This is a genomic window from Psychrobacter fozii (assembly GCF_003217155.1).
Lineage (GTDB): Bacteria > Pseudomonadota > Gammaproteobacteria > Pseudomonadales > Moraxellaceae > Psychrobacter > Psychrobacter fozii.
The window spans coordinates 17,290-29,938 of sequence record NZ_QJSU01000011.1 but is presented as its reverse complement, the minus strand read 5'-3'; the positions used below and the strand labels follow the sequence as shown (position 1 = coordinate 29,938).

Genomic DNA, 12,649 nt, shown 5'->3' with positions numbered 1-12,649 from the left:
GAGGACACGCCCTAATACAGCAACTAAATCTAACGGCGCTGTTCAACGATGATGGAGTCAATACCATTATTCTGTAAGCGCTGCTGAGCAGTCGTTACTGCTTGACGATTACTCATCGGCCGTGAGATCACTTGATAGATGGGCTCACCATTGCCCGTTGTATTCTTGGCGACTCTAGCATCTACACCAGCCATCAGTACCTGTGCACGGCGACGATCCGCTTCATCTGCATCACCAAAGCTGTTTATCTGCAAAATGTAAGTCGCAGCAGGCTTGGCAGCTTGAACACTGGCAGTACCTGCACCACTTGCTCGATTGGTTGCACTACTGGTGCTATTGGTCGGTGCTGTGCCATCATAGGTCGCATCTTCTTCAACGATCACGATATCATCACTAGCAGCATTGCCACGGCTAGGTTCGATCACGGTGTTTTCAGTAATACCAACATTGCCAGTGTCTTCACTGCTGGTCGCTGAAGCACCATTCGGCTGAGTGACCACGATATCAGGCTCAAAGGCTTCGATACCACCGATGCGATCATTGTTTATTTCACCAAAATCTTCATCAGGGATGGTCGCCATCTCTTGATTGGGTAAAATATCATAAAACTCATAATCGCCATTATCGGTATCAGTCTCGACTCGCGGCTGTACCTGACGATCAGGGTCATTGTCGGCACTGCTATCAGCAGGACTGAAATTAAATAATGGTGAGAGGTATATAAATACACCAATCATCAGTGTCAGTACTGCTCCGACAAACATCCATAACAAGCCTGATACGCTACTTGTTTTGCGCTTTTCAGTCGCACCTTTAGGTTTTTTGGCTAGCATGGATCTGGTTCTCCCTACTGAATCTATCTATCATAATCACATTATTGTTATCAATCGTCTATACTCATAATACTACATATTATAAAGTTGCTGCATGTTAGAAGCTTACTACTTATTAGCAAGCGACTACATGCTAGACGGTGCAGACAATCCTAACAAACCAAGCCCATTGGACAAGACCTGTCGCACGGCTTTAGACAAGCGTAGACGGGCTTGCATTAAGTCCAGCTCGTCAGCACTTGGCGTGCCACCAGAGGTCAAACTCATCGGCAAGATACGATTGCTGTCATACCAGCCGTGGAACAATGCGGCCAAATCTTTTAAATAATTGGTCAATATATGCGGCTCATAGCCAGTCGCGGCACGCATGAGGGTTGCTGGATAGCCTGCCAATAGTTTAATCAACTCATCTTCATGGGACGCATTAAGCAATTCTTGATGCGCCAAACCAACCGCATCATCTACTGTAAGCCCACTATTTTGCAAATTCTCTAATACTCGGCACACGCGTGCATGCGCATATTGAATATAGTGCACCAAATTATCTTTGCTTTGTGATTTGGCAAGCTCTAAATCAAAGTCAATATGCACTTCAGGCTTACGTGCCACATAATAGAATCTCGCAGCGTCATTGCCAACTTCTGCACGCAGTTCGCGTAAAGTGACAAACTGACCTGAACGCGAGGACATTTGTACTTTTTCAGAACCGCGCCATAATGCGACAAACTGTACGAGTACCACGTCTAAACGTTCTGCATCGATACCCAATGCTGTTAACGCTGCTTTTACACGTGGGACATAACCATGGTGGTCTGCGCCCCAAACGTTAATGACTTTGTCAAAACCACGGTCGAACTTATTTTTATGATACGCAATATCAGAGGCAAAATACGTTGACTGACCATTGGCACGGCGTACCACACGGTCTTTTTCATCACCGAAATCAGTCGATTTAAACCAGATATTGCCATCTTTTTCGTACAAGTAACCTTTGTCATCTAGCAACTGTAGAACTGGCTCAATCTCGCTATCGATAGATCTCTCACTGAACCAGCACTCATAGCGCACGCCAAAGTCATTTAAGTCATCTTTGATATCAGCCAAAATACTGCTCAATGCAGCATTTAAAAACAGCTCATAGCCATCACCAAGCAATGCTTTGCTATTGGCAATCAATCCATCAATGTGTGCTTCTTTATCGCCTGACAATAGAACTTTTTCGCCATCTGCATTGATCTCGAACTTAGCATCGGCAGGCACATCTTTGGCAACGTCTGCAAAGCTATGCACATAGCTATCAGCATGTTGCATTTTTAAAGTCTGGGCAATATCACTGACATAGTCGCCTTGATAGGCATTGACAGGAAAGGTCACTTGCTCGCCATTAGTTTCTAGATAACGCAAATATGTACTGGTCGCTAGAATATCCATTTGACGGCCAGCGTCATTGACATAATATTCACGCGTGACGTCATAGCCAATCGCTTCTAGTAGGTTTGAGACGCTCATGCCAAATGCAGCACCGCGTCCGTGACCGACATGCAAGCTAGATGTTGGATTGGCAGAGACGAACTCAACTTGGATTTTTTGCCCTTCAAACTGATCGCTTAAACCAAAACGGTCTTGTAAGGTAAAAATATCGTCCAATACCGCAAATTTGGCTTCAGCGTTTAAAAAGACATTTATAAACCCTGGCCCTGCGATTTCTACTTGGCGAATGTCTTGATTTTCAGGTAGCGCATTGACGATTTGTTCGGCAAGCTGGCGTGGATTGGCCTTAGCAGCTTTGGCAGCAGTCAGCGCGATGTTACTGGCAAAATCACCATGACTAAGATCTTTAGTACGGGTGATTTGGCTATTATTTTGCCAGTCAGCAGGTAGTGTACCGTCGGCTTGCAAGGTGTGAATAGCATCGTTGAATAGTGATGCAAGTGTATCAATTTGGGCTTGTGACATAGGGATTTGAACTCAATTAAATAAACAACAAAAACGATGTGAAAATGTGACGAGTGCAAGCAGTCAATAACTGCTTATTATAATAGCGACCGACATTGCAAGGGATAAAATAATACAAAAAGATAAGTAACCTGTAAATATAACAATCTTTACGCTTTATTGCACCATTTGCACCGAAATTAGTACTAAAATCTTACGGTTAAGACAGTCAACGCTAATAGTTGAGATAGGTGACAGACGTACTTTACGTACTTACTACCTATAAATCATGATAAAGCAGTATAAAAGTAGCTATTCAAAGCAGCTATTCAGTAAATATCAGCCCTATTGATTGTAGCGTTACTGTTGCTCGATACTGGGCAGTCGTTTATACCTGACTGCTTCCACGTTATAATAATGGTTTGTACGACTCTTCTTAGACATAAAAGAGGCGTTACTATTTTCTTATAGGATCATGCCATGTTTGCTATTGCTGCCAGTACTGTCACTAGTTGGGGATTGTACCTTTTATTGCCAATCTTTATTGCTTTCTTGTTTTTTATTATGTGGGATATCTCTAAAGAATCTCAAGCTGGACGCGCCGGTACATTTTGGATTTTCGTAGCGCTTGGCGCAGGCTGTGTTGGCTTCATCATCAAGATTATCATGGAAGTTGCCTTTAAAAAGTGGTTAATTTAATTAGGGCTTATCACTTCCTATGACTTCACTGACGTAGCTTGGTAAGTCCCACGCACCACCCAACTGAATCATTCGGCATAGTCCAGTGGCGATAGCCTTGGAGTTAACAAAGCTACTCCCATTCCAAGTCCATTCTTTGAGATAAACGCAATCTCCTAACCCTCGACCTCTGTGTCCACTGATTATCTGACCTTCATCATAGCTACCACCCGAGTAAGTTACTAAGCTAGGTTTGCTGGGGGTCGCGTCGTCAATGACCCAGAATCCTATGCCTTCATTGTATGCACCGCGCCAACAAACATGACTGGCAAGGGTATATCTAGCATCTAATGCCGTCAACGTCCAGTCACTATCTCCAGACCATTCCTCATCTGCATTTAGAGCATAGCACTCTTCTTTTAAGTCATCGTTAGATTCAGTAATAATCCAATTTTCAATATTTGCTCGCCAGTAATCCATTTTGGTCAAATCAATATTAGGATTTGGATCTTCTGTGGAGTAGACGGAAGCAGCAACTATTTTTGGGATTGGTATTGCAGATTTAAGCGTCATGGACGGCTGATTATTTTTACTGACCAATGCTAGCGGTGTACCTACACGGCCTTGACTTTCATCTAACTTGAGTAACACTGCTGATAGACCGCTGTCGCTGACATGCCAGCGATATGGCCCAGATCGAAACTCTATTTTAGTATTTTGTTTAGCCCGAGTCAGTAGTTGCTGAGTTTGATCCGTGCTTAAATCTCCAGATAAGGCTCCTGAATCCAGCTCTACCATTCCATAGTTTTTATCATTCAGATAAAGTGATACACGCGAACCGTGGCTTGCTAGCCAAGCATTCGCAGGTGAGGTCTCTACATCATCTACATTCTGTAACATGAGCCTAGCGTTTACAGCGCTTTCTTTGGGAGTTACAGTGAGTAATATCGTAGCCCCTCCACTAGCAGTGCCATCCTCGCTATAACCTGCTGCGCGGCAGGTCAAAGTATTGTCACAAACCACTTGCCAATCGTCTTTGATGAAGCCGCTGCCTTCAAATGGATCACCATAGACGTCACTGGCATGCACGGCGGTCGTTGCTAAAAATATGGTAGCAGCGCTAAACAGTGTCTTCGTAATCTTGTCTTGACTAATAAGCAGGGTGTTTTTCATAATAAGCTCACTTTTGAATCATTGTCTTTGCTGGTAGTACAGAAGTTGTTTATTCTAGAGTGCTACTTTTCACCACTTCGCTGACATAGGTTGGTAAGTCCCACGCACCACCAGCAAAACCTCGGCACATTCCTGAGCTAGAATCTTCTGATTTGGCAAAAGTTTGACCATTCCATACCCATACTTGTTTATTCCAACAGTCACCTAGACCTCGGTCTTTATGTACTGCCCAAATCTCACCATCAGAATAATCATTGCCTGCGGTGGTAATTAGCTGAGGGTTACGAGGTTTTGCACTATCTATAAGCCAATATCCACTAGCTGCGTTGTAAGCACCCATCCAACAGCTATGGACAGCTAAAGTATGAGTAGCATCAATAGGGATAAACTCCCAACCAGAGCTGTCGCCAGCATATTTTGCAAAATTTATAGAAGTGTCACTTTTAGGATTTATAAGCTCACAATCTCCCATCACATCCTCCGAACCTATTAACTGCTCAGAGTTGATATCTACCCACGTATTAATATTTTTCTGAAAATAAGCCAACCTTGAAGCATTTAACTGTTTATTGTCTTTGTCTGAATAAGCGAATGCTTTTTTTATCACAGGTGTTGGCTTAGCAGATTTTGGTGTTTGCTTACTAGCATGATTCTTACTCACCAATGCTATTGACGTACCCACTCTGCCTTGTACTTCATCCAGCTTCAGCAGTACAGCACCCATGCCTTTGTCACTAATCGTCCAGCGATCACTACCTACTCTTACTTCTATTTTTGTATTCAGGCGAGCGTGACGAAGCAATTGCTTGGTTTGATTTTCATCTAGCATATGCCTAGAATCATTATCACTTCTACTATTGATAGCGCCGTAACTTTTGTCATTTAGCCATAACTTGGTATGGCTAGATTCATTACCAGTATTCAAACTATCATCAGATGATGACTGGTAAAACTCATCATCTGAATATATAAAGTCTACATATACTTTTGGCAAAGCTTTCTTCGGCTCTACAACCATTAATATCGAGACTGGACCACTACCAACACCTTCTTCAGCATAACCTGCTGCTCGGCAAGTCAAAGTGTTGTCGCAAACCACTTGCCAATCATCTTTAACAAAGCCCCAACCTTCAAATGGATCACCATACGCATCTGATGCTACAGCAGGTAGCGAAAATAAACTGAACGTCATCAAAGCCATTACTAGTTTCACAATCTCTCATCCTTGTGTTAATTGCTGTTTGTCTTAGCGGCTGATTATATTGACTGATGGCGTTTCTACTACCCTAAAAAACTATCTTTTGGCAATTAATGTCGCGCGCATCGGTGCAGGATACCCTTCCATGGTTTTAGTCGAGTCATTAGGATCTAAGAAGTCTGCTAGCGAATGATAAGTCATCCATTCCGTTTTGCGCTGCTCTTCTGTCGAAGTCACTGCCACATCGACGCAGCGCACCTCTGAGAATCCCGCTTTTTCTAACCAACCAACTAATGCTGCCACTGACGGCAAGAAATACACGTTATTCATCTGCGCATAACGGTCGTGCGGTACGAGTACGGTATTGGCATCGCCTTCGATGACCAAGGTCTCAAGTACCAGTTCGCCGCCTTTGACCAACTGCCCTCGAAGCTGCTGCAAGTGCTCAAAAGGCGACTGGCGATGATAAAGCACGCCCATGCTAAATACGGTATCAAACAACTGGCTGTGCGCAGGCAGTGCTTCTAACGGTACAGGAATATAATGTGTGCGATAACGGCCCCTATCATGGGTATGAGCATGAGCATGAGTATGAGCATCTGCCGCACCAACGAAATGACGAATCGCCATAAACTGATGATAAAACAAGCATGATGGATCAATGATAATGACCGTATTCGCCCCTGCCCCTGCCATACGCCAGCCATGATAACCAGAGCCACCGCCCACATCTAATACTCGGCGACCTTTTAACTCACCCAAATGCGGTGCGACCCGTTGCCACTTCCAGTCACTGTGCCACTCAGTGTCAATCTTAATACCTGATTCATCATCGCCAATCTGACCGCCGATCTGGAACGGCCCTTTGCGCCATGGCATCAGCTGCTTGAGCAGTGCCATTGCTTGTTTACGCTCAGACTCATTTAAACTTGTCTCAATCGTCAATGTATCACTGTTTAGATCGACATTATTGACAGTTAAGTTTGGCAAACGAGCAACTGACGCTTGGTAGGCAGGCGCGTGCGCATAGTTGGCTTTGTCTTTTATATCACCTAGCCATGTTGGTAATTGCTTGAGCCATTCATAAGCGCTCGGCTGCTGCTGTGCCAGCTCTAGCAAGGTTAAATACAATTCGCGTTCGGCGTTGATGATAGTGTCGTTGAGCATAAAAGCAGGTTACCGTGTTGATTGTTATTTAAATGAATAAAATTAAAAGAGTTAGAACAAAGAAAGATAAGTTTTGATATATAAGTTCTTGTGAACTACGCATTTCCTTGTAGAATTTCCGCTTCACTACGAAAGTCTTCATATTCAAAAACACCATAGCCATTGTCCTGACTCTTGAAAACAATTTTACCCTCTTCTAACCAATTTAAGACATTTTTAGCATCATCAATAATCTCGGGATATAACTTATCTAAGATATTATCTATATTATGGTTTGATTCCGAAGTTTCGTAGTCTACTAGGCAGAGCCCATATATAATTCCTAGCTTGCCGAGAAACCCATAACCGTCACAATATAACTCGTACATCACCCAAATCGCATTACCACAACTTTCATCTTTATTGATAATTGAGTGTAGATATTCTGTTATTCGGTCAGCTTCAAATTTATAAAAATGGACATATTTCGCAAAACCATCATAAAAACCATTTTCAGAACTATAATCAAATGAAATCAGCTCAAGATACAAATCAGGGCTGCTAGACTCTAATACATCATCTTCATACAACCATTGCTCAAATGATTGTATGCTCATTTTTTTTGTTAATACTTGATGAATATTTTGTTCAGCTATAGATGGAATCATATTAGTGCCTTGTTAGCTCCCAAAATAAATCCTATTTAAACGCCACCACAGAAACAAAATTCAAAAACTGAAACCATGTCAGATGACGCTTAAAACCAACATCACTTAACCGTGCATGATGCTCGTCTAAGGTATCGGTAATAAGGACATTTTCTAACGCATTGCGCTTGCCGCTGATTTCCATTTCAGTATAACCATTGGCACGTTTAAAGTCATAATAACGCTCAACCAGCCATGCATCATACTGCTCATCAAATGCGTGGGTTTTTTCAGTCAGTACCAGTATGCCGCCTTCACTTAATGCCGCATAAATCTTCTCTAATACTGCGACTCTATCGGCAGCTGGTAAAAACTGTAAGGTTAAATTCAAAATTACCATATCGCATGGCTCAAGCTCCACATCGCGAATGTCTGCAGTAATCACCTCGATATCGTGTTCAGAATAATTTTCACTCAGTAATGTGGTCGCCTCTGTCGTCATCGCCGGTGAGATATCAATCGCCTTAATCTGCAAGTCTTGCGCCTCAAATTCGCCTGCTAGCGCCATCGTAGCCCCGCCAAGTGAGCAACCCAAATCATAAATACGGCTGACGCGTTGTCCACTCTCACTTTGCTGTCGATACTTACAATGACGACGGGCAAAGATAGGAAGCATCGCGAGCACTTGACCATAACCGGGCACACTGCGACGTATCATATCGGGAAAACAAGCCACTACCTGCTCATCAAATGAAAAGCGCGACGCTTTATCCAGCGGTGTGGTAAACGGTTTGTCAAATAGGGTGTCATGTTTGATGGTAGGCTTGGATTGGCTCATGGTGCGACTCGTTTTTGGATAATAGAACTTACATTAGGAAATATTTGGCGATTTTGCTCGTCATTATTAAGCGAGAACAAAGCAACGTATAGGTCATTCAATTTAACAAAGGTACAAGGCAACCGAGTGCAGATATATATGAAATATTTCAAGCGAGGCTAACGCTGTAATTCGTTTATAGTGAATGTCCTATAGCAAAAATCCATTATAACATTACTGTTTGTTACTTATCGCGTTTGGCTCGCCTGCTAAGCTGAATAAGTAGTGCTAAGGGTAGTGAGACATTGAAAAGAAACATTGAAAAATGAAAACATCACAACCAAATACAGCACTTAACTCATATCTATAATAATAGGAAAAATTATGCAAACCATTATATTAGGCGGTGGCTGCTTCTGGTGTACCGAATCCGTATTTTTATCAGTAAAAGGCGTGCAATCTGTCGTATCAGGTTATATGGGCGGTGACGCTGTCTCTGCTAATTACGAAGATGTCTGTAGCGGTACGACAGGACACGTTGAAGTGATCAAAGTCGAATTTGATGACAATATCGTACCGTTAGAAGTTATCTTAGATGCTTTCTTTGCGACTCATGATCCCACCACGATGGATCGTCAAGGCAATGATGTCGGTAGCCAGTACCGCAGTGTTGTGTTTTACACTGATGAAAATCAAAAACCAACTGTCGACCGTACCATTAATAAATTGCGTGATATGGGTGTCAGCGTGGTCACTGAAGTACATCCTGCCGTTGATTTCTACAAAGCTGAAGAAGCACATCAAGACTTCTTTAATAGAAACCCAGGACAAGGCTATTGCAACTTTGCAATCCCGCCAAAGCTTGCGAAATTACGTAAAGAATTCAGTCAGTACATGGTAAGCTAAATAGTGAATTACATCAGCATTTATGTGTTTAGAATAAATGCCTAGCGACATATCTGATAAAAGCCAAACGCCTATATTGCAAGCGTTTGGCTTTTTAATGTTGTCAGTACTATCCATTAAATCGCTATCGCAACAAACGTAAAATAAAGGCTAACCTCATGAATCCAGAATTTTGGCAAACACGCTGGCAGGAGAAACGCATTGGCTTTAATCAGTCTGTGGTAAATCCATTGTTAATGAAACACATGAGCTATTTAAACGTGCCAGCTGGTGGCTGCATCTTTGTACCTCTATGCGGCAAGTCGATAGATATGGTTTGGCTAGCAGCGCAAGGCTATGATGTGGTGGGTGTTGAATTAGTAGAAACAGCGGTACAGGAATTCTTCGCTGAACAAGATATCGTGCCCACCATGCATGAGCATACAACTATTCCCACTCTCAAATATTATCGAGGTCAGTTGTCGGGACAAACTATTACTTTATGGGTCGCTAATATTTTTGCACTGACGCCTAAAGATATTGGTCCCGTCGATGCCGTATATGATAAAGCGGCATTGATTGCCCTGCCAGCCGATATGCGTGCGAAGTATAGCGAGCACGTTCTACAGCTTATTAATAATGCTGATCAAGGATACGCACCGCAACTATTAATCACGCTCAATTATGATCAGAGTAAAAGAAATGGGCCACCCTTTTCAATTGACGATGAGCAAGTACAACAGTATTACGGCCAGCATTATCAAATCAGCGAACTCGCCGGCGAACCTACTTCTATAGGATCGACACCTAAATTAACGGTGACAGAGCATGTCTGGCAGTTAAATAATAAATAAAATGCTGAGCATAGCAATTAAGCAGCTATTAAAAAATAACGGAGCGTTCTTATGAAAATTTTAGTCAGCATGATAAGTTTAATCGCATTTTTGCTGGTTGCACTACCAGCACCGCTTTATAGATTTGGGGTTGTAGAGTTAGGCACTGCCTTTACAGGATTTAAATTTGGTCTGGTTGTTGGTATTGCGGCACTCGTACTATTGGCGATTCAAGTTATATTTAAACGTAAAACGGTCAGCCTTGCTAGCGCAGCAATAGCCGTTATATTTTCTACGATTGCTATCGCCCTTCCACTCGGCATGATGACTACTGCTAAAAACGTGCCGCCAATTCATGATATTTCAACCGATGTAGTGAACCCACCTCAGTTTGTCGCGATTGCGCCACTACGTGCAGATGCGCCAAATCCAGTAGAGTACGCAGGTGCAGAAGCGGCTGAACAACAACGCACGGCCTATCCTGAACTACGGACATTGACCTACTCTCAATCAAAGCCTGAACTGGTTGAAGCATCCAAACAAGCCATTGAGAATTTAGGTTGGGAGCTTGTCAATACTGATGCAGATAAAGGCATCGTTGAAGCAACAGAGACGACTGCTTGGTTTGGCTTTAAAGATGATGTCATCATTCGTGTGACTGACAACGATAGCGAACGCTTGGTTGATATCCGCAGTAAATCACGAATTGGCAAAAGCGATTTGGGTAAAAATGCGGCACGTATCCATGCGTTGATTGAAGAGTTGGATAGTGTACTGTCAAAATAATGAGGTTTGGATAGGGTGTGAATGACCGAAGCCGTACTGATTTTATCACCCTATTCATCTCGATATTTTTATCAGAAACCCTCTTCTAATCTTGCGCCAGCGTCAATTTATAGTAACCATTCACAATCTTAGTCCTTCGATACCTTTTCTTTACTGTTTAGATTGGTTACTCTAGGTGAGTACTGCTTTTACCTACTTTGTTTTACTTTTCAATGACCGTTTCGATGTTTATAGGATATTTTCATGCGTTTGACTTCACTTTCTAATTTATCGCTACTTAGCATCGCTGTTGGGCTAAGTTTTGCTAGCACTGCCCAAGCGGCTGCACCAGATGCCCCAGATTTATCAAATGCTGAATTCCAACAATGTTTAGATGGTCTAAAAAACTCTAGCAAATTCCGCGATGTGGACAGCTTTACTTTTAACAATTACCGTCCTAGCCAGCCTGATCCTAGTGTGATTCAGTCTCTTAACTATCAGCCTGAGTTTCAAAAAGACGTGTGGGATTATCTATCAGTGCTAGTGGACAAAGAGCGCGTAGAAGATGGTATCCGTGCCAAACGCCAGTGGAGTGACACACTACGCCAAATAGAGTCTCGTTATGGTGTAAAAGCTGAGCATGTATTAGGGGTATGGGGCGTAGAGTCAAACTTCGGTCAGACATTGGGCAAAAAGCCACTGTTTGAGTCTTTAGCGACCCTATCTTGCTTTGATCGCCGCCAGAGCTACTTCCAAGGCGAGTATGCAAATGCCCTAAAAATCGTCCAAAATGGTGATATCGCACCAAGTGATATGACAGGATCTTGGGCAGGTGCTTTTGGGCAGACACAGTTTATGCCAAGTACTTTTTTAGAGCTGGCCGTTGATTTTGATGGTGATGGACGCCGTGACTTAGTTAACAATGTTCCTGACGCACTGGCCTCCACTGCGAACTTTTTGAGTAAGCGCGGCTACCGCTCAGGCGAGCCTTGGGGTTATGAAGTCAAACTGCCTGATGGCTATTGGGCAGCGTCTGACCGTAAAAACAAAAAGTCTATTAGCCACTGGCGTGGTCAAGGTCTAACACTTGCCAATGGTGGCTCTCTACCGTCTGATTTAAGCAGCGCAGGATTATTATTACCTGCTGGTATTGAAGGCCCTGCATTTTTGGTTGGTAAAAACTTTGACACATTTTACTCATACAATGCATCAGAAAACTACGCATTGGCAATCGCTCATTTAGCAGACCTCATCACCCGCGAAGACAGTAGCAAAACCGACTTTGCAACAGCGTGGCCAACGGATGACCCAGGTATCAGCCGCCAACAAGCAAAAGACATTCAACAAGCACTATTAAATGCTGGTTATGATATTGGTGGTGTTGATGGCATTATTGGTGATAATACTCGTACTGCTATCCAGCAATACCAATCTAGTAAAGGTATATTTCCAGCAGATGGTCGCGCAGGACAGAAATTCTATCGCGCAATCGTTGGTAATGCAGCGCCAAATCAAACTCAGTATGGCCAACCTGCAAATAGCAGACCTTTAAACCCTGCCCCTGCTGATCGTATGGGACAACTGATCCAACAGCAAACGACCACGCCTAACAGCACTTATTCGGCGCAACCAGCTGCTCAATCATCAACGTCTGGCAATACACGCTACCGCCGCGTTACTAGTAACGATGGTACTATTCAGCTCGTCCGTGTTGACGAAGGTTCGTAAGATTAAATAAT

The 12,649-nt window shown here is 43.1% G+C and carries 12 protein-coding genes; 5 read left to right on the top strand and 7 right to left on the bottom strand.

Annotation, left to right across the window (positions count from 1 at the left end; translation table 11 throughout):
• Positions 1-29: 29 nt before the first annotated feature.
• Complete coding sequence (locus tag DFP82_RS13010; RefSeq protein ID WP_110924153.1) at positions 30-833, bottom strand: SPOR domain-containing protein; 804 nt, start codon at positions 831-833, stop codon at positions 30-32.
• 126 nt (positions 834-959) lie between these two features.
• Positions 960-2,789, bottom strand: coding sequence for an arginine--tRNA ligase (argS, locus tag DFP82_RS13005; RefSeq protein WP_110924152.1), 1,830 nt, complete (start codon positions 2,787-2,789; stop codon positions 960-962).
• 459 nt (positions 2,790-3,248) lie between these two features.
• Here argS and DFP82_RS13000 point away from each other — a divergent pair, with 459 nt between their 5' ends.
• Positions 3,249-3,467, top strand: a complete 219-nt coding sequence (locus DFP82_RS13000) for a DUF2788 domain-containing protein (protein ID WP_110924151.1) — start codon at positions 3,249-3,251, stop codon at positions 3,465-3,467.
• On the opposite strand, the gene DFP82_RS12995 is transcribed toward DFP82_RS13000, so the two are convergent.
• The 5 genes from DFP82_RS12995 to cmoA form a co-directional block, all read right to left on the bottom strand.
• Positions 3,468-4,619: a DUF1176 domain-containing protein gene (locus DFP82_RS12995; RefSeq protein ID WP_110924150.1), complete on the bottom strand. Its 1,152-nt coding sequence runs from the start codon at positions 4,617-4,619 to the stop codon at positions 3,468-3,470. It abuts the gene before it with no gap.
• Between the two features lie 49 nt (positions 4,620-4,668).
• A complete protein-coding gene (locus DFP82_RS12990; protein WP_245905723.1) occupies positions 4,669-5,832 on the bottom strand; it encodes a DUF1176 domain-containing protein in 1,164 nt (387 codons plus the stop codon).
• A gap of 81 nt (positions 5,833-5,913) precedes the next feature.
• Positions 5,914-6,984, bottom strand: a complete 1,071-nt coding sequence (cmoB, locus tag DFP82_RS12985; RefSeq protein WP_110924148.1) for a tRNA 5-methoxyuridine(34)/uridine 5-oxyacetic acid(34) synthase CmoB — start codon at positions 6,982-6,984, stop codon at positions 5,914-5,916.
• Positions 6,985-7,079: 95 nt separating this feature from the next.
• The gene (locus tag DFP82_RS12980) at positions 7,080-7,631 is read right to left on the bottom strand and encodes a hypothetical protein (protein WP_110924147.1); all 552 of its coding nucleotides are present in this window, start codon (positions 7,629-7,631) and stop codon (positions 7,080-7,082) included.
• Positions 7,632-7,662: 31 nt separating this feature from the next.
• Entirely contained in the window at positions 7,663-8,448 is a 786-nt protein-coding gene (cmoA, locus tag DFP82_RS12975; protein ID WP_110924146.1) for a carboxy-S-adenosyl-L-methionine synthase CmoA, read from the bottom strand.
• Positions 8,449-8,811: 363 nt separating this feature from the next.
• On the opposite strand from cmoA, the gene msrA reads away from it, so the two are divergent.
• The 4 genes from msrA (at position 8,812) to DFP82_RS12955 (ending at position 12,638) form a co-directional block, all read left to right on the top strand.
• Positions 8,812-9,333 carry a peptide-methionine (S)-S-oxide reductase MsrA gene (msrA, locus tag DFP82_RS12970; RefSeq protein WP_110924145.1) on the top strand — a complete coding sequence of 174 codons (522 nt, stop codon included), beginning with the start codon at positions 8,812-8,814 and terminating at the stop codon, positions 9,331-9,333.
• Positions 9,334-9,491: 158 nt separating this feature from the next.
• Positions 9,492-10,166, top strand: coding sequence for a thiopurine S-methyltransferase (tmpT, locus tag DFP82_RS12965; protein ID WP_110924144.1), 675 nt, complete (start codon positions 9,492-9,494; stop codon positions 10,164-10,166).
• A gap of 51 nt (positions 10,167-10,217) precedes the next feature.
• A complete protein-coding gene (locus DFP82_RS12960) occupies positions 10,218-10,931 on the top strand; it encodes a DUF1499 domain-containing protein (RefSeq protein WP_110924143.1) in 714 nt (237 codons plus the stop codon).
• 243 nt (positions 10,932-11,174) lie between these two features.
• On the top strand, positions 11,175-12,638 hold the full coding sequence (locus tag DFP82_RS12955) for a lytic murein transglycosylase (protein WP_110924142.1): 1,464 nt from the start codon (positions 11,175-11,177) through the stop codon (positions 12,636-12,638).
• The last annotated feature ends 11 nt before the right edge of the window (positions 12,639-12,649 follow it).